This window comes from Myxococcales bacterium (assembly GCA_016720545.1).
Lineage (GTDB): Bacteria > Myxococcota_A > Polyangia > Polyangiales > Polyangiaceae > JAAFHV01.
The window spans coordinates 22,284-44,715 of record JADKKK010000017.1; the positions used below are offsets into that span (position 1 = coordinate 22,284).

A 22,432-nucleotide genomic window follows, 5' to 3' on the forward strand; every position below is an offset into this window, starting at 1 on the left:
GACTGCGTAGCCCGAGATTGTGAATCGAAGATCGGCGCTTCAGCCGGCGACGACGCGCGCGATGAACCACGCGAGCCCGGCGACGGCGACGAGCACGGAGAGCGCCTGCGTGACCCGCGGGACCGTGTGTCTCCGGCTGACGAGAAGCACGAGCGGCACGAGCACGGCGAGCGCGGCGATCTGCGCGAGCTCGACGCCGACGTTGAAGCCGACGAGCGCCAGCGGAATGCGCGCGCGCGGGAGCTCGACCTCGCGAAGCGCGCCGGCGAAGCCGAACCCGTGCACGAGGCCGAACGGAAACGTGATTCGCCAGCGCCGATTCGCGTCCTTCACGAGGAGATTCTCCACTCCCACGTAGGCAATCGAGAGGGCGATCGCGGGCTCGACGAACCTCGGGCTCGGGGCCCACACGCCGAGCGTCGCGAGCCCGAGGGTGAGCGAGTGAGCGACGGTGAACGCGGTGACGACCGCGAGCAGCGCCCGCGGCCGACTCCGCACGAGCACGAGGCCGAAGAGAAAGACGAGGTGGTCGTAGCCCGTGAGAATGTGCTCGACCCCGAGCCGCAAGAAGCCCGGGAACGTGGCTGGGGCCGCGTGGCTTGTCGGCTCCGGAGCGCCGGGGGTCGCCGAAACGCTCGACACCTCGAACGTGTCGTGGCCGCCGAAGAGGATGTCCTCGCGCGCGCCGCCGCCGAGCTCGCGCGCGATGTGGCGGTGACCTCGGGCCAGGTCATCGAACAGTCCGAAGCGTACCTTGTAGGTGGTGCCCGTCGCGGGGCACGAGAACCGCGCCTCGAGCGTCACGCCGTCTTGCTCGGTGAGGGCGAGCGCCTCGAGGCTGCCGGCGCAGGCCGCGCCGCCCCGAACGACCGCGAGGTGCGCCAACGTCGGCCGCGCCGCGTCGAGCCCCCGCGCGAGCTCCGGCTGGGTGAGAGCGCCGTCGTGGTCGGCGTCGAGCGAGGGCACGAGCGAGAGCAGCTCGCCGCGCGCCAGGACGATCCGCACCCCGAGGGCGCGGGGCCCTCCGTCGCCTTCGAGCTCGCGGTACTCGCCCGTCGACATCCCCACGGCATGCGCCGCGGCTGCCCGCGCGAGGAGGAGCGACACCACAGCGACGAGGAGCCCGAGCGCGCGGGCCCAGCGCGCACCACGCGAGGGCGCCACGCCGCCGCCGCCGCTCACTGCTTCTTCGCGGCGAGGAGCCGCTCCGCCTCGGCCCGGCTCGCTCGGTCGAGCGACGCGTTCGCCAGCGCCGCGCGCAGGACCACCTCCGCGGGCTTCCTTTCCCCCGCGGCGAGCCGAATGGCGCCTTCGTGGAAGACCATGCGTGCGTCCGGAGTGCCGAGCCTTCGTGCCTTCGTGATCGAGGCCTTCGCCTCCTTCACTTTCCCCGCGCGGAGGAGCGCGAACGCGCGCGCGTCTTCGGTGAGCACGTCCTTGCGGCGCGCGTACTCCTCCTCCGCCAGCGCGAGGGCGCGCTCGGCCTTCTCGGCCCGAGACGACAGGAAGAGCGAGGTCGTGCGCGGGTCGACCTTGGGTCCCTCGCGCTCGAGCCGGGCATAGGCCGCGGCCGCGCCGGCCTCGTCGCCCGCCATCGCCTTCGCGTCGCCCAGGAGCCATGTGGTCTCGATGAGGGGGCTCTGATCGTAGGCCTTGGTGAGGGCGTCGACCGCGCGCTTGCCCTGGTTCCGGGCGAGGGCGATCCGCCCCCGGAGGGCGAGCGCCGGCGCATAGTCACGCAGCCACTCGAGCGTCATGTCGACCCCCGCGTCGGCGCCGTCGAGGTCGCCCTCGTGGAAGAAGAGGGTCGCGGCCTGGGTGAGGACCCACGCGCGAGGCTCCGGATCGTGGCGATCGCGCCCGGCGTCGATGGCGGCCCGGATAGCCTCTTTGGCACCCTTCGCGTCGCCTCGTAGCCACGACAAGTACGACGCGCGCGCGTAGCTCGCGAGGTTCGGCTTGAGCGCCATCATGGCCTGCGTGTGCCGGAGGCAGTCGTCGTACAGGCCGAGCTCGAGCTCGGCATCCGCCAGGTTGCCGAAGGCCATCGGGTCGTCGGGGGCCTTGTGCACGACGCTCTCCGCGAGCTGCCGGGCCGCCTCGAACTCGTGGTTGGTGAGCAACACGAGCCCCTCGAGGTCCCTCGCGAGGCGGCTCTCGGGGTCGGTCTTCTTCACGATCTGCGCGCACGCGCCCGCGTTCAGGTAGTACCCCGGATCGGCGCTCTCTCTCGCCTTGCGGACCCACGCGCGGCCGAGGAGGATCCACGCGTCGGCGTTGTCGGGGGTCTTCTGCGCGCGCGCCTGGGCCGCGTCGATCGCGCGATCGGCGCCGCCGCCGCCGACGGTCTTCTGGAGCGCGAGGCGGTGCTCCGGGGACGCCGGCTTCGTCTCGGGGGTGGAGGCCCGCGGCGCGGCGTCGGAGGGCGCGGGCGCCGGCGGCTTCTGGGCTGTCGGCGCAGGGCCGTCGCACCCCAAAAAAGCGAGCGCGGCGCCCACCAGGAGCGCCGCTTCGCGGGGGCCGAGGCCTCTTCGGGTCAGCGAGTCCTTCATGCGCCTACATTACGCCCGAGGGACTCTGCAGGATCCGACGAACGGTCGCCCAGACGTGCGCGGCGGCCGGACCTCGCGCCTACGGCGCGGGCTTGCCGTGACCTTCCGAGAAGCCCTCCCAGGGGAGCGGGAGGTACGGGAAGGTCGTGAGGTAGTTCTTGTCGTTCGAGTTCACGCCGTCGCTGACGGGCAGCGTGCCCTTCGCGAGCAGCACGGACAACAGCACGTCCGTGACGTCCGCGCCTTCCTTGTTGGGAGCGGGGCCCGGGATCGGGCGGCCGTTGGGGAAGGCGGAGTCGAGCCCGAGGTCCACGCGCAGCACGTCGCCGGTCGACGACAGCGGGATCGAGTGAGCGCCCGGCGTGGGGAAGTTCGTGAGGTTGATGGTGTCGATGACGTCGAGTCGGTTCGACTTGAGCGCGTCGACCGTCGCCTGCGGAACGCTGAGCGCCGTGTAGATGCCGACCGCCTCCGCGTCGCGGACGATGACCGGGTTCAGGAAGTACGAGCCGAACGCGGGTACGTCGTTCGCCGGCTTGCTGCGGTTGTAGCGGTCCTTGTCTTGGAGGCCGATGAGCGCCTCGTTGACAAGCGGGAGCCCTAGACGCGAGACCTGGATCCACGGCCCCCAGACGTCCGACTTTCCGTTGCGGCGAAGGAACGTGTACTGGCGACGGCTCGCCGAGGCCCACACGCCGAGGGTGTTGTCGTTCGACGCGCCGGGCGCCGGCGGGAGGTCGTCCTTCGAGAGGAGCGCCGTCGGGATCTCGAGCGCGATCGCGTGGCAGTTGAAGCCGGCGAGGTTGTCGCGGGGCGTGCCCGTGAGCACGTTCGCGAGATCGAAGATTCGGCCGATGTCGACGTAGAAGCCGTCGTCGCGCGGCCCAGCCCACACGCGCCCGTCCGGGCCGAGGTCCTTGATGAACGTCGCGGCGAACGCGTCGTCGTACTTGCCGGGGGCCGGGATCTGGTACGCGAGGGAGCTCGTGCGAGGGCCGGCGTTCACGGGCGCGACGGGAATCCCCTTGGCGATCTCGATGCGGCGTCCGCCCGAGACGATCTTGCTGAGGGTGTAGGTCTGCTTGCGGCCCGCGAGCTGAGAGAAGAACTCTTTGCCGCCGCCGGGGGGCTTCGAGAGGTCGGCCGCGTCCACCCGGGCATACGCGGTGGAGTCGAACTGGATTTGGTAGGTGACCGCGTCGTTCAGGCCCGCCGCGCCACGCGCGATGTGGATCTCGTAGAGCACGTCGTCGGAGAACTCGTGGTAGTTCGGTCCGCCCGATGGCTCCTCCAGGGGGTTGTACGCCACGACGACGTTGAGCTTGTCGTGCGTGCCGGGCGTCACCCACGCCCAGACGTCCGTGTTGTCGGCTGCCGGATCGAAGCCGATGGCGGGCGCTTCGCGGTGGCTGGAGGCGGAGGCGAGCGCCGTGACCGCCGTGACGGCGAGTCCGCACGCGGAGGCGAGGAGTGTGTGGCGAAGTTTCATGCGAGGCTCCAAGAGTCTGAGTCAGAGTTCCTTGTACGGCGCGCCGGGACTATCCGTAGCGCGCGGGGCCCTCAGCGGAGGACGTAGACGGTGCCCGTGCCGTTCGCGCGGCTGTCTGCCCACGCGTAGACGCTGGTCGTCTTCGCGCGGTGGAGCCCGGCGGACTCGCTGAAGCCACCGATGGTGTCGGTGAAGCTCGTGGTGGAGCCGTCGTCGAGCTTGATGCGCACGACCACGTCGGTCTGCTTGTTCGGCTCGATCCCCGAGAGGAGCAGCGCCGAGTCGTCGAAGGTCGCCGCCAGGCCGGCGGGGTGCCCCACCGCGAAGCCGCCCTTCACGAGCACCGCCTGACCGCCGTCGACCCGAAATACGGCGGCGCCCGCCGCGCTCTGGGCGAAAGCGTCCACGAAGTAGACGACCCCCTTCTTGGTGACCGTGATGCCCGAGGGCTCGCGGAGCGGGCCGCCGGCCGTGAGGGCGACCGGCTCTCCGCCCGCCAGCGGGGCCTTGAACACGCCCGCGCGCCCCTCGGATTTGCCGGTAAAATACACGGAGTCGCCGGCGACCTCTATGCCTCGTGGGCTCTTGCCGCCGGAGCCCGGGAGCACGGCGGGCGTGCCGCCGCCGACGGGGATCGTCAGGACCGCGCCGTTCTCGTCGCCACCGGCCGTGACCTCGGCGTTGCCGTCGGCGATGTACAGGGTCTTGCCGTCTTCGCTGATGGCGATGCTGAACGGCGCGGAGAGCGGCGTGCCCTGATGGAGCACCCGGGGGGCGCCGCCGCCGGCGGGGCTGACGAACACCGCGGGCACGTCGAGCGCCGTGAGCGCCGTGAAATACACGTTTTCGCCCTTCGGATCGGGCGTCGCGTCGAACGGCGAGCGGAACGACGGGTCGTTCGCGGCGGGCTTGATGGTGGTGAAATCGGTCCCCGGCGTTGGTGGTGGTGCGTCGGGGTTGGGCCCACCGTCGGGGGGGGCGGGTGTGATTCCGCCGACGGGTGGGTCGTCAGACCCACAGGCGGCGGCCAGCGTGCCGGCGGCGAGCACGAGCGCCGCGACGACGGGGCGGAGCGAGCTTCTGTTCATGTTCTGTATCCCCTCTTCCAGGGCGGGCTACGCGTCGGTCGCCCGCGCGGATTTCTCAGGCCAGAACATTCTCGCAACGCGCGCGCGGATGGCGCACGGAGTGATCATGAGCGCCGATCAGCGCCCGACGAAGCGGGCCTCCCGGCGCTCGAGGAAGGACAACACCCCCTCCTGGGCGTCGGCGGTCGCGAAGAGTGGCCGCGCCGTGTCCATCAGGGCGCCGAGCGCCGCGTCGCGTCCCTGCTCGCGCGCGAGCCGCGCGTTCGCGAGCGTGGCGCGGACCGCGAGCGGCGCCCGGGAGGCGACGCGCTCGGCGAGAGCCACGGCGGCGGCCACCGCGTCACCGGCGGGCACGACGTCGGACACGAGGCCCATCGCCAGGGCCTCTGCGGGCCCGAACTCGTCGCCGGTGAGGAGCCACTTCATGGCCCGCGCCCACCCGGCCCGCTCGTGGAAGCGGAGCGTAGCGCCGCCGAACGGCATGATGCCGCGTCGCACCTCCATTTGAGCGAAGCGGGTGCCCTCCGCGGCGACCACCAGATCGCACGCAAGCATGAGCTCGATGCCAATCGTGAAACAGATGCCTTGCACGGCGCACACGACCGGCTTGGTCCGCCGAGTGCCTGCGAGATCGAGAGGGTCAACCTGGTCTTCGCCGCCGAACAGGAGCGCGCCGGTGGCGACCGCGGGGCCCACCTCCGCGAGGTCGAGCCCTGCCGTGAAGTGCTCCCCGTGCGCGAAGAGCACGGCGACCCACGCCTCCGGGGCGAGCTCGAACGCGGTGTAGGCGGCGGCGAGCTCTCGGAGCATGCCCGTGGTGAAGGCGTTGCGCTTCTGCGCGCGCGCGAGCCCGATGTGAAAGACGTGGCCGCGGAGCTCGGTCGTGACGGTAGGCTCGCTCATCGCCCGAGCGTCGCCGAGGCGGTCGCGGGCCGCAAGGAGTGAGGCCGCTATCGCGGAAACGCCGCCGGGTTTCCGCCGTCGACCGCGAGGACGGCGCCGGTCGTCGAGCGCGCCGTGGCCAGGTGGACGAACGCGCGCGCGACGTCGCTCGGGGTGACCTCGCGCGTGAGCAGGTTGGCGCGGAAATACGCGTCGGGGGTGAGCCCGCGGGCCTTCGCCCGCGACTCGAGCACGCCGTGTCCGAACAGCGCCGTGCGGACGCGATCGGCGTTCACGGCGTTGGCGCGCACTCCGGTGCTGGCGAGGTCGATGGCCAGCTGGCGGGTGAGGGCGACGAGCGCGGCTTTCGCGATCGCGTAGGGGCCGAAGCCCGGGCCGGGCGCGAACGCGCTCTTGCTCGCGTTGAAGAGCAGGCACCCGCCGCGCCCTTGGCTTCGAAAGACCTGCGCGGCGAACCGCGCGACGCGCGCGTGGCTCAGCAGGTTCTCGTCGAGCGAGCGCTGGAGCGCGGCGAGGCCCGCGTCGGTGTCGAGGGCGCCCTCGGGCGCGGTGCCTGCGTTGCTGACGCACACGTCGAGGCCGCCGAAGTCACGCGTGACGCGCTCGAACAGCGCCGCGACGCTCGCTTCGGCCGTGACGTCGCAGCGGGCGGAAGATACGCGTGTAGAGTACATGAGTGCCAGATCGGCCCGCACGTCGTCGACCGCCTCCGCGCGGTCCGCGAGGAGCACGTGCGCGCCCTCGGCCAGCATCGCCCGCGCGGTCTCGCGCCCGATCCCCGAGGCGGCCCCCGTGACCACGGCGATCTTGCCCGCGAGGACCCCGCCAGGCGCGGGCTGCTTCCGCAGCTTCGCCTGTTCGAGGCTCCAGTACTCGACGTCGAAGAGATCCTCCGCCCCGAGGGGCGTGTATTCCCCGACGTCACACGCGGTCTCCATCACGTCGATCGTGTGCTCGTAGATATCTGCTGCCGCGTCCGCTTGCGCCCGGGTCGCGCCGACCGCGATGAGACCGAGCCCGGGGACGAGCACCACCGCGGGGCTCGGGTCGAGCCGGGTCAGCGTGACGCCCTTCGCAGCGCACATGCTGTCGAAATACGCCTGGTAGTCGGCGCGGTAGCCCGCGACAGCGCGGCGGATCGCCTCGCGCATGGGCCCCAGGTCGTCGGGGAGCGCGCTGAGCAGCATCGGCGTTGGCTTCGTGCGAATGACGTGGTCGGGCGTGGCCGAGCCGCGTCGGATCAGCTCGTAGAGGTCGCTTCGGGCGAGGAATCCGCGGGCCCGCTCTCCGTCGCGGAGCGCGAGCACCGGGCCCGCCTCCTCGGGGAGGCCGGCAGCCTCCGCGAGCACACCGCGGAGCGACGGCAACAGCGCCGCCGCGAGCGAGCTCGGCGGCTCCTGAACCAGGTGGACGCTCGCGGTGTTCGTGCGGTCGGCCGCGTAGCGCTCGGCGCGGGTCACGGCGGCGATCATGCTCTCGTAGCTCGCCTCCGCGGTCTCGCCGAACGTGAAGATGCCGTGTCGGTCGAGCACCATCACCGACGGGGTCTCCCCTTTGGCGACGGTCGCGTCCCACGCCTCCCTGCACGCGCGAGCGAGCCCGAAGCCTGGCATCACGTACGGCACCCACACGAGCCCGCGCGGGAACACCTCGCGGCACATGCGCTCGGACTCGGGCTGATCGACCAGCGCGAGGATCGCGTTGGCGTGTGTGTGATCGACGAACTTGGCGGGCAGGATCGCGTGGAGCAGCGCCTCGATGCTCGGGGTAGGGGCGCCGGCGTCGAGGAGCGCGAGGCGAAGTCCGTTGACCATGGCCTCATCGGAGAGGGCGGGTAGACTCGCGAGCGCGCGGAGGGCGTCGAGCCTGCACGCGGGGTGCCCCGCGGGCTGGATGGTCGCGAGGTCCCAGCCGGAGCCTTTCACGCACAAGACGTCGACGGTCTCCCCGAAGAGCGTGACCGCGCGCGATTTCACCGAGGTGTTGCCGCCGCCGTGCAGCACCAGGCGAGGCTCGCGGCCGAGGAGGCGCGCGGTGTACGTGCGCAGCGCGACGTCGCGAGCGAGCTCGGTGCCCCCGGTCTGGAGCGCCGCGGCGACCGTACGCTCGGCTTCATCGGCTCGGTAGAGAGAATCCATGGGGGGACCGCCTACCCCGCGAGGTGATGCGAGGCCATCTTTTGATGCACGGCGCGGCGCAGGGGCCGAGACCCCAGCCCGTGCTCCCCGCCGGCGCCCCGCTAAACGCGCTTGACGCCGCGGGCGAGGTGGCGCTATGAAGCGGGTCTCTTCCAGGCGCGTAGCTCAGTGGTAGAGCACTACCTTGACACGGTAGGGGTCGTTGGTTCAATCCCAATCGCGCCTACAATCAGACACTTACGAAATCAAAGGGTTGGGCACCAAGGGTGCTCAGCCCTTCTTCGTTTCAGGGACGGTCCAGGGATGGTTTCCCGGCCCTGACTTCGTGACCAACTCTGGCGCCCACGCCTGCCGTACGCCGAACGACAACACGGTCAGCCCTTGACCCTATAGTCGGCTACAGCCCCCATACTTTCGGCATGGGCGACGGGACCTTTACGATCGGCACTCTGGCGAGGCGTGCGGCGGTCGGGGTCCAGACCATCCGGTACTACGAGCGCATCGGCCTGTTGCCTCAGCCGACCCGAGCCAAGGGCGGCTACCGGCGCTACGGAGACGACGCCGTGGCCCGCCTTCAATTCGTTCGTCACGCGACGCAGCTCGGCTTCACGTTGGCCGAGACGAAAGAGCTTCTGGCGCTCCGAGCACGCCAAGGAGCCCCTTGTGGCACGGTCCGTAGGCGGGCCGAGGAAAAGCTGGCGGCGATCGAACAGAAGCTAACCGAGCTTCGAGAGCTGCGGGATGCCGTAGCCCGCCTGGTCCGCACGTGTTCGGGCGATACCGCAGTCGAACACTGTTCCATCCTCGCGGCTCTTGGTGAGCCGGATACCAGCAAGAAAGGGAAGTCCGCATGTCCGCCACAACCACGTCATCCAGCACCTCTTCCTGTCTCTCGTGCGTCGAAGCGTGTGAACGCTGCGTCGAAGACTGTCTAGCGAAGGACGCCACCGCTCATGCGGCCTGCATCCGAGCCTGCCGGGATTGCATCGACGCCTGCGTTCTGTCCGCCCAACTCGAAGCTCGAAACAGCCCTCTCGCTGCTGAGGCCAAGAAGCTCTGCAAGCTCGCCTGCGAAGCCTGTGCAAAGGAGTGCGCCAAAACAGGCTGCTCCTCATGTGCAACGGCTTGTCAGAGCTGCGCCTCCGCTTGCTCGTGAGCGGCGCTCTCGGATGAATCGCCTAACGCCACGCTCCCTGGTCCGCGCCGTCATGACGCCCCTCGTGAAGACGCCCGCCCCTTGCGGGCATCGTCTAGAGACGGTTTCCGAGCCCTTCCCTTCGCACCGTCCCTGCGGCCGACGCTGCTTCGGCTGCGAACGACACGACGTTCCGGGCCTCCGCCAAGTGCTCGGGGATGAGGTGGCTGTACAGCTCCGTGAAGAGCAGGTCCGAGTCCTCTTGCTCCGGGGTCTTGAGCTGCGTCGCGACGTGCCAGCGGAGCACGTCCATCGCCTCGGTGGGGAGCTCGATGGCGTAGCGCCGCTTCTGCTTCGTCGTCTTCATCACCTCGTCGCCGAGCGAATGCGAGCGCCGCACGAGGAGGCGCCCTTGCTCCCACACCACGTCGCACTCGGCGCCGCGGCGCCGGAGCGGCCGCAGCGTGGAGGGGCGAAGGCCCGTGACGAGGCCCAAGTAGAGCATCGCGAAGTGCTGAGGATAGAGGTCCCGGAACTTCGCGACGAACGGACCGACCTCCTCGGGGAGGAGGGCTGTTGTCTCTCGCACTATCCCACCGCCCATCTCTCGCGCTCTCTCGTGAAGCCACCGGCAGGATTTCTCGCAGTGCGTAAACGCCTCCGCGCTCAGGACCCGTTTGCACGAAGAGAGACGACGCCGGAGCCCGGCGCAGCACGCGCAAGCTCTCCGGCGTCATTGCGATCTGGGCGGCCGACTACGCGACTTCCTGCATCGCGATCTGCACGTGCTCGGTGGTGACCGCCTTCGCCTTCGCGATCGCTGCGGCGAAGAGGGCGTGATGCGCGAGGCCGTTAGCCTTACGCGGTAGGCCGCTCGACGCCTGGTAGATCGCCTCGACGGTGGGCGCCTCGAAGAGCGGTAGTTCGGTGCCGGCGAGCCGAAGCCGATGCGCGAGGTACGGTCCCATTTCCTCGCGCAGCAGGCCGCGCACGTGCGCGCGGACGACGATACGCTGCGCGAGGGCGTCGAGGGCGGCCATGCTCATGCGCCGCCGCAGTTCGGGATGGCCGACGAGCACCACGGTGAGGCGGTTCTCGGAGTCCATCGCGTAGTTCGTGAGCAGGCGCAGGTCTTCGAGGAGGTCGGTTCGAAGGTGGTGCGCCTCGTCGACGATGAGCACCGGTCGCAGGCGATTCTCCGCGCAGAGGCGCGAGACCTCGGCGCGAATCTGCCGGAAGAGCGCGGCGCGATTGCGCTCGGTCGGAAGGCCGAGCTCCCAGGCGATCGACTTGTAGAGATCCATCACGTTGCCAGTCGTCATCGAGACGTAGAGCACGCGGTGGAGTCCGGTATGCAGCCCCGCGACGAGCCGCCGACACGTCGTGGTCTTACCCGACCCGCTGTCTCCCGTGACAAGGCCGATGCCGCGCATGTCGACGAGATGGCGTAGCCGCGCGCTGAGCTCGGCGAGCGAGGCGGACTCGAAGAGCTCGTCGGCGGTGAGATCCTTGTCGAAGGGGTGGCGCGTGAGCGCGAAGGCCTTTCGGTACATCAGAAGAGCCCCTTGTCGTCGTCCTCGACGAGGTCGCGCATCGCCATGCCGTCGCTTGGGTCGGCGACGGAGCCTTTGGGGATCTCGAGGTTCTTGGTCGTGCCGTTGCGCTTGATGAAGCTGTTGGCGAGGACGTCGACACGGCGGGCGATCTCGACGCGGCGCCCCTGGTGCCACACTTCGACCGCGCGCTTCTCGGGCTTGCGCGAGGGATCGAAGCGCAGCGTGACCCGCTCGCCGACGAGCGCCGCGTCGACTTCGAAGGCGACGCCGTCGAGCGTGACGGTCCGATCCTTCTGCACGCTTCTCTTCTGCTCGGCGAGGAAGTGGTCGCCGAGGTCGGCGGCCGGCATGCGCACGCCCTCGCTGGTGCGCGCCCACTTGTCGGCGGGGCTCTCGTCGCCGAGCCCTCGGTGCGGCGCGTGGTGGTACTCGCCCTCGATCCACGTGGCGAGCGCGCGGTTCATGGCGTCGAGCGAGGCGAGCTCTGCGGGCCCGAGCAGCGGCAACAGCTGCATACGGACCGTGCGAAACCATCGCTCCATCTTGCCCTTTCCCTGCGGCGAGTAGGGCTTCGCGTGGATGAGCGCGGTGCCGAGCTTCGCGCACACGATCTGGAGTTGCTTGGAGCGAAACGCGGCTCCGTTGTCGACGTAGAGACGCTTCGGAATGCCGCGACGGCGCACCGCCTGCTCCAGCACCGTGAGGTACGCGACCGCGCCTTCGGAGAAGGTGAAGCTCGCGTACGGCACCACCCGCGTCGCGTCGTCGATCAGCGCGATGAGGTACGTCCGCCGCACCCGCCCGGCCTCGCGGAGCTTCGGCCCGTACATCACGTCGCTCATCCAGAGATCGCCGCGCTCTCGTGCTCGAAGCGACGGCGGTCCTTGCTCGTCGGCTCCGCGGGCTTCTTCTTCATCAGCCCGCGTCGCGCGAGGATGCGGTGCACCGTCGACTCGGGCAGCACGATCTCGCTCGTGACCACCTCGCCGTGCTGCGTGCGCGCGAGCTTGAGCAGCGTCGGAATCGACAGCTCCGGCGCGTCCTCTTTGAGCTGGCAGAGCAGGTCGACGACGTGGGCAGGGATCGACCGCGAGCTGCCCTGGTCCGCGCGCTCTCGAGGCACGAGCCCGTCGAAGCCGGCGCGACGGTACGCGCGCAGCCAGCCGCGGACCGTCTCCGCCGCGACGTGCCGGCGAAGCGAGCCCGGGATCGTGTACTCGTGCTCGGCCTTCTTCGTGAGCAGCGCGTACAGGCCGCGATGATGGGGCTCGAGTTGCACCAGGTCGGCGATCACGCCGTAGCGAAACAGCGCGACCTCGCGACGACGCTCGTCGGGGGCGCCGGCCCCGGGGCCGGGGGGGGCCCGGGCCCGGGGCGGGGGGGCGGGGGCCGGGGGGGGCGGGGGGGGCCCGGGGGGGGGGGGCCCCCCGGCGGCGCCGGGGCCGGGGGGGGGCCGGGGGGGTTGGGGGGGGACTTCGGTCGGATGGATGTTCTCGGTCTTGGTCTGCATGGCGGTGTCCTTCGGTGGCTCGCTCGGACCTGCTCCAAGCGGCGTCCCGTGACACTCGTCGAGGTCGCCTCCGAGGTCAGGACCCCCTTCGTGTGGACCGACCAGCGCGCTTCCGCTTCACCCACTTGCCCGAGCACGAAATCCGAGAGGCACCGGCAACGCGCCGAGATGCCTCTCACCGAGCTCTCGCACGCGGACCAGGACCTCCTCGCACCCGAGCGCCGCGCGAAACGACGTGAGCGTCGGCTGCACCCCGATGAAGCGCTCCGCCATGAGCGTCGCGATCGCGAGGAGCGCCGCCCGTATCGCCGTGACCCTGCGCCGAATCGACCGCAAGGCCCCCGCCTGCCCGATCGCCTCGTCCGCCTCCGCCGGGTGGACCACGTCGACCGCTGCACCGACGCTGCCCGCCGACTCCACTGCCGCGACGACGGCCTCGACCTCCGCCAGCGTCCCCGACAGCCGCGCCGAGAGAAACGATGGCAACAGGCTGATCGACACGCCCGCCTTCGGGCACCACCAGCGCGGCACCCGCGCGCCCGCCGGCGCCACGCGCGCGTACGTCCCGAGCCGTTCCAGACCGCAGCCACCCTCCGGGTGGAGCGGACAGCTGTCGAGAATTGCACTTTCCCACGCTCGTTCGCTAACGTACCGCTCGTCGGAGAGCGGGCACTTCCAAAGCAGCTGCACGGCACCGACACGAGCCCGAGCGTGGTCAGACGCTCGGGCTCACTCCTTTTGTTCCCGCATGCTCGCGCGACCTCGCCGTCGGCGACCACTTCCCAGCGAAACCTCCCGGACTCGCCCGACGTCTCAGGTGAACGAACGGGCAGAGAGTGCGGGAGAATTCGGGCGGGCGATCACGACAGAGAGCGAGGCCCTACACCTGTCGGCGTCGAGGGAAGAACGACGCGGTGTCATCACCGTCTAAGAGGGGCGCGTTAGCGGGGGAGGGACACCCGAGTGACGGTTTCGTCGCTCGGGTGAGCGGTGACGCACGCGTCACCGTCGCGTTGACCGACCCCGCTAGCGCGCACGCCCCTCAGGCGCCGCAGGCGTCGGTGCGTAAGGGAGGCCGCCAGGCCGAAGCGCGACGCACCTCGGTCAAGATGATCGCACCGCCGACGGTCGACGGAGGTACCGCTTTCAAGCTCGAGAGGGCGCCGGCGGACCTCTGGCGCGTGGAGCTGCGGGAACTCGTCGCGCTAGTCCGCGGTGGGAAAGCGTTGCCCCCCACCGTGACATTCACCGACGCCGACGGCGTCATCTTGACCGCCCATCTCCTTCGGGGGAACTCTGGGGCCGTCACCCTCACTTTTGCGGACGGGGCGCAGCTCGAACTCTACGGCTGGGGCGGGTTCGCGGTCCTCATCGCGAAAGCGAGCGTCGTTTGGTCGGGCGCCCTCCGCGACTGGATGACCACGTGGTTCGACCGCGCGAGCTGGCTCCTCGCGGGTTCCCAATGCCCAGATCCCGAAAGCGCCGCGGCCCTCGGATGGCGGACACGGAACCTCGAGCTGTGTGCCGACTTCACCGGGCTTGAGTTCGTGGAAGGCGACGTCGGGCGCTTCGTTGGCCCTCGCGGAGGAGCGAAGCGCATCGACTCCCACGGCTTCAAGCCTCACGGCTCGGTAGAGACCATCGAGCTCGGGAAGCGACGCCGGGATGCGCTCTCAATCGGGACCCACGACAAGACCCAGAAGCTTCGCCGCGACAAGCAGCAGCCGGCGCAGTCCGTCTACTCGCCGACATGGCATCGTCACGGCTGGGATGGCGTGGCCCGGGTGCGCCGTGTCGAAGTGCGGGCCAACGGGCGGGCGCTGCGGCTGCGTGGTGCTCATCCCCCCGTCACGCTCGACCTGACCAATCCCGCGACGCTCCTCGACGACCGGGCGCTCGGGCAGTTCTGGCGCCACGCCACGCGGCGGCTACGGTTGGTTGGGCCAGGACGCTTCGGGAACGCAACGGACCTCCGGCACGCTCCCACCGACCCCCGCTGGGTCGACGTCCAAGAGGTGGGTGGGCCCGCACTACCGGGAATTCTCGTGGTCGACCGCACCGAAGCGCGTCGTCTCGAGGGAGCGGAGCTTCGTCGCCGAGATGGGAGCGCCCTCGTTAAGGCGCTTGCTCGCTCTGTCGGGCGGTCGCCCGCTCCCGACCTGCAGGCGGGCATCGAGCGCGTCGTAGCGGAGGCCGTAGTTCACCCCGACTTCAAGAACCTCGTCGCCGCGGCACGAGAGCGGCGATACGACGTGCTTGGGAGCACCATACAGGCGCCCCCAGCGGGGCAGCCCGGCGCAAGTGCGTTGGCGTGTACGCAAGGCGTGCCACAATGGACGGAGATTTTCGGGGTAGGGTGACGATGCCGCGACAAGCGACCGACATGCGCTCCGTGGCGGCCTTCGGCGACCCGGGCCTCGTGCTGACCGAAGGCAGCGCGCGCTGCGGTCGCCGCTCGCGCTCGCGCAAGTGTCAGCGCCCCTTCGCGGCCTCCGCCAGCCGCCGCCGGTTTATCGTCGCTTGGGTCGTCCGGGCGGCACCTGGCTTCACTCCCTTGCCGATGAGCACCCCATCGAGCAAGTCGAGGCAAAGGACCGCCGTCGTGGACCAGTCGGCGCGGGCGGTGCCGACGTGGTCTTGGGGGCGGTCATTCACGATCGGAATACTCACGTACACGGCGCCCTCGGCTCCGGCCTTGGAGCGCACCCGCTTGATGATTTCCGCGCATTCCTCGTCGGACATCTCGTAGTCGGGGCTGGCGACGTTGACCCTCGTGCCATCCTTGACGGGTCGGAGATCGGTCTCCTTCTCCGAGAAGCGCGGGAAGCACACGCCCCGCGACGCTCCGGTCTGGGGATCCACGCGCTCCTCAAGCTGTCGCATCGCCGAGCAGTCCGAGGGCTCGAGCGGCAGAAGGAGCGCCAGCCGCTCGGTCGCCGCGCCCGAGGAGACGAGCCACGGGCGCGTCGGCGCCTGGAGCGATGGCGCCCACCGCGTCGGCCCGAGCCTCTTCGCCCCGAGGCGTTCGCGCAGGTACACACCGTCCTCTGGCCTCGACCAAGCCGCAAGGGCCGTGAAGTCGTGGAAGGGCTCCCCCTTGCTCCAAGGCGACCAGGTTCCGAGGTGGGCCTCGCCACGCACCTTGCCGAGGTGGGCGCCCAGCTTGGACGTGAAGTCGCTTGGGTAGTGTCCGACCCTCGCGAAGATCATGTGCAGCTTGATGGCCGCATCCATGAGCTTCTTGTCGCGGAGCGGTTTCGTGATGTCCGTCGATGCTTCGCCCGCCGCGAGCAGCTCCGAGACCCCGGTGAGGAAGAGGTTCAAGTCCGCTCTCGGGCCACTCCAAACGGCCCCGTAAGCCTTGTCGGCGCCGAGCTTGGCCTCAAGGTCCGGAACGTCGGCAGCCCCGTCCGCGACGGGCGGCGCGGGCTCTGGGGGAAGCGCCGCCCGCGTCGACGCGCTCGGGGACACCGCCGCGGTGGGGCCTGAACCAGCGTCCGCACCGAAGCTCGGGTCGCCCTTGCGCCGGCACGAGGAGACGGAAAGGACGAGAAAACCAGCGACCAGGAGCGAATTCTTGAGCATCGGATGACCCCTCTTCTCGAACACACCACAGCGATCAGTCTAATATACTGGAGTCCACCATCCTGGACTCTTCCTAGCGTCAGGGGGTGGAGTCGGACGCCTTGCGAGCTGTGGTCGCGGAGAACATCCGCGGAGCCGCGAGGCGCAAGAAGGTCACGCTGAACGCGCTCGCCGACTTCGCGACGGTTTCGCGCGCCCAGATGTTCAACGTGCTCGCCGGCACATCGAGCCCGACGACGGACTGGCTCGCGAAGGTGGCGACGGCGCTCGAGGTTGAGCCGTGGCAGCTCCTCGCGCCGCGCTTCTTCAAGAAGCGTGCTCCCTCCCCCGAGTGAGCTGGCTCTAGAGCCGCGCCCCACGGTCTAGAGCACCCGGGTCCATCGCTTCGGCGGCGTCTCCGACTCGCGCACGATGGCCTCGTCGAGCTCGAGAACGACCAGGGCGAGCTCTTCGAGGTCCCCGGCGTTTGCGCGCTCTTCGATGGCCTTCGTGGCAAGGCGCAAGGCGGTGGTGAGGAGCTTGTCGGTGCGGCTTCGCGGCATCGCGCTACCGTCACCATCCCTGGCCACCGGACCAGGCCCGGGTCGCGATCTTGCGCCGTGCCGCGGAGGTTGCCTCTTCGCGTCGAAGGTGCGTGACGCGGTTGGCCGTGCGTCGTCTGCGAAAAGTGGAACCGAGACGCTCGTCTCAGGAACAGATCATGGTGACGATCGCTCCCATGGCCCAAGGACAACGCGAGAAGGTGATCGGCTACACGAGGGTAAGCACCGAGGGGCAGGCCGACGGCGGTGTGTCGCTCGAGGCGCAGCGCGAGAAGCTCAAGGCGTACGCGATCGCCCTCGACTTGGAGCTCGTCGAGATCATCGAGGACGCGGGCTACTCCGCGAAGAGTCTGAAGCGGCCGGGGCTTCAGCGCGCCCTTGAGCACCTCGCGGAGGGACGTGCGACCTGCCTGCTCGTGACCAAGCTCGATCGCCTGACCCGCTCGGTTCGCGATCTTGGCGACCTCGTCGAGCGTTACTTCGGGACGACGTTCTCGCTGCTCTCCGTCGGCGATGCGATCGACACGAGGACGGCCGCCGGGCGCCTCGTCCTCAACGTGCTCACGTCGGTCGCGCAGTGGGAGCGCGAGGCCACGGGCGAGCGCACGCGCGAGGCGCTGGCGCACCTCAAGGGCGAGGGCGTGCGACTTGGGCCCCCGGCGCTCGGGTGGCGTCGCGGTGAAGAGCGCGACGCCGCCGGCCGGCTCGCCGTGGTCGACGTGGACGAGGAGCGCGTGACCGTGGCTCGGATCGGGGAGCTGCGCTCGCAAGGGTTGTCGCTCCGCGGGATCGTCGCCCGACTGAGCGAGGAGGGACGCCGCACGAAGCGCGGCGGCCGGTGGCAGCCGGTCACGGTGATGAGGGTGCTGCGCCGTCACGCGCCTGCGGCTGCGCCTCCGCGCGCCACCACAATTGTCGTGTCATGTAGATAGGACCAAGGAACCACCCCATGACCCCGTCGCGCTACCCCCCGAACTTCAGCCAGTCGATCCACCCAAGGAAGCTCGCGGAGCTCCCGCCCTTCGCAACATACGAGGGCACGGCTCCAGATCTCCTTCACCTGCGCGGCCTCCTCATTCGGACGACCGACATCGAGAGCGTGGTGTATGTGGGCGAGCGCGAGCAGGTGTGGGTCGAACGTCCGGACGGCTCCCGCTGGCGCCCGTGGGCCGGCGTCTGGATCACCGAGCTCGGGCCGGATGGCGAGCTGGTCGTGCGGAAGGCTAAGCACGAGCCGCTCCCCGTGTTCGGCCCCCGCGCGATGAACACGTACGATCTGCAGCTCGAGGGGTGGAACGACTCCGAGCTCGCGAAGAGCGCCAAGGAACTCGGGATCGACTACGAGCCCGATCGCGTCGGCAAGTCCGACCTCCGGCGCGAGGTGTACGACCGCGTGATTGACCTGCTCGCCACCTACGACTGAGCGAGCGTGAGCGAGCGCGCTCGGGCGCGTGGTCAGTCGGAAAAATGTGATCAATGGAGGAGCGCCTCGGGCGGCAAGAGGTGACGTTCCGATCTGACGGACAGACCTCCGACGCCCGGAGGCACCGTGGGAGCGAACATGAGCACCACCGAGAACGCGAAGCGACCCGGCACGACGAAGACGAAGCAGAGCAACACGACCGCGGCTGGCTCCCCCAAGCCCGAGGTCGCGTCGCTCGACACGCCCGCGCATCTGGAGGCCGCGCCCGCCTCGCCGCCCGGCCAGCCGCAGGCCCCCAAGAGGAAGGCAACCTACGAGGAGCGGATGCGTCGCCTCCCGCCCATCGTCCAGGTGCGCCGGAAGCTTCAGAGCACCATCACGAGGTTCGCGAACCTCGCCGTCGAGGTCCGGGCGTGGAGGAATGCGCCCGACCTGAGCGAGGCCGCGACCAGGGTCGAGGCGAGCCTAGCCGGAATGCTCGCCGAGGCGATGACCACGTCCGACGCCTTTCAGCCCGACAAGGAGCGTGCGGCGTCGCGCCCACTCCCTGTCGGAGCGCGGGTGGCCCTTCGTGAGAAGTTCGGCGCCAGGTACGAGGGGGTGGTCGACCCCGAGGAGCGCGCTAGCCTGGAGGTGGTCGCCACGACGCGTGGTCATGTCTCCGTGAAGACCGCGACGGGGCTCCGGCTTGTACTGGCGCGCGGCCACGTCGCGTGATCGCATCGGAGCCGGCGCGTTCCCGTTCATCTTGGGTGGGACCGTGACCTCCGTCTCGAGGGAGCTCTCCGGGCCTGGCGGAGCGCCTTCGCGTACAGCGGACGGAGCGAGAATCGCCCAGGCGCCACGAGGCGCACCGGGATGCGGTCGAGATGGCTTTCAAAGTAACGGAAACGTGATGGATTTGCAAAATGCGAATCATGCGCTAGCCTCACGGAGAGGCTACGCCATGGATCTCCGTCTCAAGCCCCAAGACGTCGTCGTCGCCCTGAAGCTCGTCGCCCTCTCCGCGGCCGTCGCCTCGCCATGGACGCAGCCCGAGCTCGCGCGGTCGCTCCACTTGAGCGCGAGCGAGGTGAACCACGGTCTCAAGCGGCTCGCGGCGTGTCACCTCTTCAACCCCCGCGAGCGGCGGATCATCCGCAGCGGCCTCCAAGAGTTCCTCGTGTCGGGCCTGCGGTATGTCTTTCCGGCGCAGCTCGGGCTCTTCGGCGAGGGAATGCCGACCTCGCTCGGTGCCTCCGTTCTGGCCGAGAGGCTCAGGCTCGGTGAGGACGACCAAGTCGTGTGGCCCCTCGCTCCCGGTGCGGGCGACGGGGCCCACGTGCGCGGCCGCCTGCTCGCGCCCCTCTACCGGAGCGTGCCTCTCGCCGCGGCGGACGATCCGGTGCTGCACGAGTACCTCGCGCTCGTGGACGCACTCCGGGTCGGCCGTGCGCGAGAGCGCGCAATGGCCAAGGACGAGCTCGTGAAGCGGCTCGCCTCGTGAGCACGGCTCGGAGGAGCGCGCGCGAAGCCATCGCGGCGGTGGCTCGCGCGCTCGCAGGCGAGACCCCGTCGGTCGTGTTCGTGGGTGGAACGGTCACGGCGCTCTACCCGCTCGAGGGCGGCGTGGAGGTGAGGCCCACGGTCGACGTGGACTGCGTGGTCGACGTCGCGACGACCGCCGAGTACTACGCGTTCGTCGGCAGGCTCCGCACGCGCGGTTTCCGCGAGTGCACCGACGACAACGCGCCGCTGTGCCGCCTCGTGCTCGCGGACGTTCGGGTCGATGTGGTCGCGACCTCGGACACCGGGCTCGGCCCGACCAATCGCTGGTACCGCGACGCCGTCGCCGAGGCCGCGTCGCACTCGCTCGCCGACATCGAAGTCCGCGCCATCACTCCCGTCTACTTCGTCGCCACGAAGCTCGAGGCGTTCCGAGGGCGCGGCGGTGGGGACTACCAGGCGAGCCACGATCTCGAGGACACCCTCTCGGTGCTCGCTGGGCTGCCTCTGCTACGCGAGGAGCTCCACACGTCCGGCTCCCGCGTGGCAAGCGCTGTCCGAAGCGAGCTCGTCGGACTGCGAGCCGTCGAGGCGTTCATCGACGCGGTCCCCGGGCACTTCGAGGGCGACCGCGCGGGGCAAGCGCGCGCGGACCTCGTCCTCGAGTGGCTCAGCTCGCTCCGCGCCTGACCGGCCCCGATCCGCGAGGGCCGAGGGCGCGCCTCGGCGGGAGCGTCCTCCCCACCTGCGCCACGATCCTCCCCACCAGCCTCCCCACCTGAACCGAAACGCGACGTAACGAGTGGAACGCTCAGGTCACGCCGATCGCAGTAAATCCAGGGGTTTCGTAACGCCCGCGCACGCTCCGAAGCGCGCTCGCGGCCTTTGACACGGTAGGGGTCGTTGGTTCAATCCCAATCGCGCCTACAGAATAGACCGAGAAAGCTCGGCAAATAAGCGGGTTGAGAGCTTCATGCCTCAGCCCGTTTTCGTTTCCTCCCCACGGGCGCGGCGTTCCTCCCCACCTCCCTCCCCACCTGGCGCCGCGCTGCCCGAGAGCGGGGCGGGGCGGACGTCGAAGAGGCGGATGACCTTGGCGGCGCCTCGCGCTGCTCGGTGGCGTTGACGGGACGTCGTCGTCGCCCTGAAGCTCGTCGCCCTCTCCGCGGCCGTCGCCTCGCCATGGACGCAACCCGAGCCCGCGCGGGCGCTTCACCTGAGCGCGAGCGAGGTGAACCACGGTCTCAAGCGGCTCGCGGCGTGTCACCTCTTCAACCCCCGCGAGCGGCGGCTCATCCGCAGCGGCCTCCAAGAGTTCCTCGTGCCGGGCTTGCGGTACGTCTTTCCGGCGCAGAGCGCGCCGAGTGGTGGGCCGGCGGCTCCGGCCTCCCCACCATCCCGCCATGCAGGACCAGGCCCTCCAGCCGTCTGATTGGGCCCGGTCGGAGCCTCGGCTCACCGGCCCCTCGCCAGGCGAACGATCGCGTCCTCGATCTCCGCCACGGCTTTGTCCGCCACGTGCTCGCGAGACCACGCCTGGCCGCCCCGGCCGATCTCCAGGTACTCTTCGGGCGAGTCGAGAAGGCCCTCGATGGCAGTCACGACGTCCTGCACTCCGAGGACGTCGATCATCGCAAGGTCAACCGTTCGCCGAGGGCTCGCACACGGTCACCGCGGGCACGAGCGGCGAGGAGACCTCTCCGCACGCGCAGGGCAAGTAGACGCTCTCGACGTAGGCGCGGAGATCGCGCTTGCCGACGAGCTCGTCTCCCTCTCGCCCGAACGCGAGCTTGAGCCTCCGTGGGGAGAACGTCACGGACAGCTCGCCGTGGGTGTGGGTGCCCGTGAACGACGGGTGGTCGAACGCGCCGAGAATGGCGAGGAGACCCTCCTCGCGCAGCGAGGCCCGAGAAGGCGCGCGCAGCCCCTCCGCGAGCGGCAGGAGCGCCTGGAGCTGCGGCACGTCGCCTTTGAGGGGGAGTCGCCCCAGGCGCTCGAGTGTCGGCTCGACGAAGTAGTGAATACCGGCGCGCCCGTAGAGCCGGAAGAAGTAGGGAATGTCCCCCCGCGCGAGCTGCGTCTTCTCTGCGCCGAGAAGCGGTGGCCACACGGGCTGTGAGCGGGCCCGCACGTAGTCGCCCGTGCCACGCAGCAGCACGCGAATGGGCGCGTCGCGGAGACCTGGCACCTGCGTGAACACCTCGGCGATCCGAGACCCATGACGCTCGAGCAGCGTGAGCATGCCCAGGTACGCGTCGACCATCGCGCAGAGGTCGACGACGTCGACGGGCTTGCCGAGGAACGGGAGCACACGGCGCACCCCGGCCGCGTGGCGGCTCACCGCGCCGTACTCCGGATCGGCCTCGGGCAAGAGCTTGGTCGCGGTGGGGAGCGCGAGGTCGTCGAAGACGATCTCGACGTCGAGCGGCGCGAACACGATGCGCTCGCGCGCGTCGAGCCCGAGCGCCAGGTTCTCCCAGTGCAGGTCGGAGAGCCCGAGCCAGCTGAACAGCGCGATCGCGCGGCCGACCACGACCGCGAGCTCCCGCTTCCGCGCAGGAGAGAGCGCGCCGAGCGGCGCGAGATCGAGCCGCTCCACCGTGCCCCCGTCGCGTGCGCCCTGCGACGAGAACCGCAGCTCGGGCAGGAACGCGAAGGCGTCTCCGTCCCCGAGGTCCTCTTCGGCCAGAACGCGGAGGAGGGCGCGCAGAGGGCTGCCGACACCGAGCACGAGCCACTCCCAGAGGAGCGTCCGAGGCTTGTGGACCTCGGTCTCGCCGATCGCCACCTGGCGACCGAAGTTGTGGGAGTCGCCCGCGAACGTGGCGAAACCGGCGGAGCTGGCAGGAGCGGAGCTGGCAGGAGCGGAGGTTCGCGGCTTGCTCATCGTTCGAGTGGTCGGCACTCTACCGCACTGCTCTACCGGAGCGCTCTGCCGCACTGCGCCACTCCAGCGCCAAGGACGGATTCGAGGTCTCGCGTGAGGACGCGCGTCAGGTTGACGAAGTACGCGGAGCGGATAGGGT

The 22,432-nt window shown here is 70.1% G+C and carries 23 protein-coding genes and 1 tRNA gene; 9 read left to right on the forward strand and 15 right to left on the reverse strand.

Features of this window, described 5'->3' with window-relative positions:
- Positions 1–39 precede the first annotated feature (39 nt).
- The 6 genes from IPQ09_23670 to IPQ09_23695 form a co-directional block, all read right to left on the reverse strand.
- Entirely contained in the window at positions 40–1,182 is a 1,143-nt protein-coding gene (locus IPQ09_23670) for a HupE/UreJ family protein (protein MBL0197171.1), read from the reverse strand.
- On the reverse strand, positions 1,179–2,552 hold the full coding sequence (locus IPQ09_23675) for a hypothetical protein (GenBank protein MBL0197172.1): 1,374 nt from the start codon (positions 2,550–2,552) through the stop codon (positions 1,179–1,181). Before IPQ09_23675 ends, IPQ09_23670 begins: the two co-directional genes overlap by 4 nt.
- Positions 2,553–2,631: 79 nt before the next feature.
- On the reverse strand, positions 2,632–4,041 hold the full coding sequence (locus tag IPQ09_23680) for a DUF4331 domain-containing protein (protein ID MBL0197173.1): 1,410 nt from the start codon (positions 4,039–4,041) through the stop codon (positions 2,632–2,634).
- Positions 4,042–4,112: 71 nt separating this feature from the next.
- Positions 4,113–5,129 (reverse strand): hypothetical protein, encoded by a 1,017-nt coding sequence (locus tag IPQ09_23685; GenBank protein ID MBL0197174.1) that lies wholly within the window; start codon positions 5,127–5,129, stop codon positions 4,113–4,115.
- A 117-nt stretch (positions 5,130–5,246) separates the two neighbouring features.
- Positions 5,247–6,032 (reverse strand): crotonase/enoyl-CoA hydratase family protein, encoded by a 786-nt coding sequence (locus IPQ09_23690; GenBank protein ID MBL0197175.1) that lies wholly within the window; start codon positions 6,030–6,032, stop codon positions 5,247–5,249.
- Positions 6,033–6,079: 47 nt separating this feature from the next.
- Positions 6,080–8,170 (reverse strand): bifunctional aldolase/short-chain dehydrogenase, encoded by a 2,091-nt coding sequence (locus IPQ09_23695; protein MBL0197176.1) that lies wholly within the window; start codon positions 8,168–8,170, stop codon positions 6,080–6,082.
- Positions 8,171–8,324: 154 nt separating this feature from the next.
- On the opposite strand from IPQ09_23695, the gene IPQ09_23700 reads away from it, so the two are divergent.
- Positions 8,325–8,396 (forward strand) — tRNA-Val (locus IPQ09_23700).
- Between the two features lie 193 nt (positions 8,397–8,589).
- On the forward strand, positions 8,590–9,105 hold the full coding sequence (locus IPQ09_23705) for a heavy metal-responsive transcriptional regulator (protein MBL0197177.1): 516 nt from the start codon (positions 8,590–8,592) through the stop codon (positions 9,103–9,105).
- Positions 9,106–9,420: 315 nt separating this feature from the next.
- Here the strand turns inward: IPQ09_23705 and IPQ09_23710 are convergent, their stop codons facing one another.
- The 5 genes from IPQ09_23710 to IPQ09_23730 all read right to left on the reverse strand — a co-directional run bounded on the left by IPQ09_23710 (position 9,421) and on the right by IPQ09_23730 (position 13,061).
- Positions 9,421–9,894 (reverse strand): hypothetical protein, encoded by a 474-nt coding sequence (locus tag IPQ09_23710; GenBank protein MBL0197178.1) that lies wholly within the window; start codon positions 9,892–9,894, stop codon positions 9,421–9,423.
- Between the two features lie 166 nt (positions 9,895–10,060).
- The gene (locus IPQ09_23715) at positions 10,061–10,858 is read right to left on the reverse strand and encodes an AAA family ATPase (protein ID MBL0197179.1); all 798 of its coding nucleotides are present in this window, start codon (positions 10,856–10,858) and stop codon (positions 10,061–10,063) included.
- The gene (locus IPQ09_23720; protein MBL0197180.1) at positions 10,858–11,703 is read right to left on the reverse strand and encodes a transposase; all 846 of its coding nucleotides are present in this window, start codon (positions 11,701–11,703) and stop codon (positions 10,858–10,860) included. The genes IPQ09_23715 and IPQ09_23720 overlap by 1 nt, the downstream gene beginning before the upstream one ends.
- On the reverse strand, positions 11,700–12,170 hold the full coding sequence (locus IPQ09_23725; protein ID MBL0197181.1) for a helix-turn-helix domain-containing protein: 471 nt from the start codon (positions 12,168–12,170) through the stop codon (positions 11,700–11,702). The genes IPQ09_23720 and IPQ09_23725 overlap by 4 nt, the downstream gene beginning before the upstream one ends.
- 318 nt (positions 12,171–12,488) lie before the next feature.
- Positions 12,489–13,061: a hypothetical protein gene (locus IPQ09_23730; protein ID MBL0197182.1), complete on the reverse strand. Its 573-nt coding sequence runs from the start codon at positions 13,059–13,061 to the stop codon at positions 12,489–12,491.
- 419 nt (positions 13,062–13,480) lie between these two features.
- Between IPQ09_23730 and IPQ09_23735 the strand changes: the two genes are divergently transcribed.
- Complete coding sequence (locus IPQ09_23735; GenBank protein MBL0197183.1) at positions 13,481–14,731, forward strand: hypothetical protein; 1,251 nt, start codon at positions 13,481–13,483, stop codon at positions 14,729–14,731.
- A gap of 112 nt (positions 14,732–14,843) precedes the next feature.
- Here the strand turns inward: IPQ09_23735 and IPQ09_23740 are convergent, their stop codons facing one another.
- Positions 14,844–15,695, reverse strand: a complete 852-nt coding sequence (locus IPQ09_23740; GenBank protein MBL0197184.1) for a hypothetical protein — start codon at positions 15,693–15,695, stop codon at positions 14,844–14,846.
- A 347-nt stretch (positions 15,696–16,042) separates the two neighbouring features.
- On the opposite strand from IPQ09_23740, the gene IPQ09_23745 reads away from it, so the two are divergent.
- On the forward strand, positions 16,043–16,291 hold the full coding sequence (locus IPQ09_23745) for a helix-turn-helix transcriptional regulator (GenBank protein MBL0197185.1): 249 nt from the start codon (positions 16,043–16,045) through the stop codon (positions 16,289–16,291).
- Between the two features lie 27 nt (positions 16,292–16,318).
- Here the strand turns inward: IPQ09_23745 and IPQ09_23750 are convergent, their stop codons facing one another.
- On the reverse strand, positions 16,319–16,498 hold the full coding sequence (locus tag IPQ09_23750) for a hypothetical protein (GenBank protein ID MBL0197186.1): 180 nt from the start codon (positions 16,496–16,498) through the stop codon (positions 16,319–16,321).
- A 176-nt stretch (positions 16,499–16,674) separates the two neighbouring features.
- Here IPQ09_23750 and IPQ09_23755 point away from each other — a divergent pair, with 176 nt between their 5' ends.
- From IPQ09_23755 to IPQ09_23775, 5 genes are all read left to right on the forward strand, one after another.
- Positions 16,675–17,430, forward strand: a complete 756-nt coding sequence (locus tag IPQ09_23755) for a recombinase family protein (protein ID MBL0197187.1) — start codon at positions 16,675–16,677, stop codon at positions 17,428–17,430.
- Between the two features lie 17 nt (positions 17,431–17,447).
- Positions 17,448–17,921 carry a hypothetical protein gene (locus tag IPQ09_23760; GenBank protein MBL0197188.1) on the forward strand — a complete coding sequence of 158 codons (474 nt, stop codon included), beginning with the start codon at positions 17,448–17,450 and terminating at the stop codon, positions 17,919–17,921.
- 138 nt (positions 17,922–18,059) lie between these two features.
- A complete protein-coding gene (locus IPQ09_23765) occupies positions 18,060–18,638 on the forward strand; it encodes a hypothetical protein (GenBank protein MBL0197189.1) in 579 nt (192 codons plus the stop codon).
- 229 nt (positions 18,639–18,867) lie between these two features.
- A complete protein-coding gene (locus IPQ09_23770; protein ID MBL0197190.1) occupies positions 18,868–19,407 on the forward strand; it encodes a hypothetical protein in 540 nt (179 codons plus the stop codon).
- Positions 19,404–20,096, forward strand: a complete 693-nt coding sequence (locus tag IPQ09_23775; protein ID MBL0197191.1) for a hypothetical protein — start codon at positions 19,404–19,406, stop codon at positions 20,094–20,096. Before IPQ09_23770 ends, IPQ09_23775 begins: the two co-directional genes overlap by 4 nt.
- A 765-nt stretch (positions 20,097–20,861) precedes the next feature.
- On the opposite strand, the gene IPQ09_23780 is transcribed toward IPQ09_23775, so the two are convergent.
- Both IPQ09_23780 and IPQ09_23785 read right to left on the reverse strand, forming a co-directional pair.
- Positions 20,862–21,038 carry a hypothetical protein gene (locus IPQ09_23780; protein ID MBL0197192.1) on the reverse strand — a complete coding sequence of 59 codons (177 nt, stop codon included), beginning with the start codon at positions 21,036–21,038 and terminating at the stop codon, positions 20,862–20,864.
- Between the two features lie 7 nt (positions 21,039–21,045).
- A complete protein-coding gene (locus IPQ09_23785) occupies positions 21,046–22,293 on the reverse strand; it encodes a hypothetical protein (GenBank protein ID MBL0197193.1) in 1,248 nt (415 codons plus the stop codon).
- Positions 22,294–22,432 lie beyond the last annotated feature (139 nt).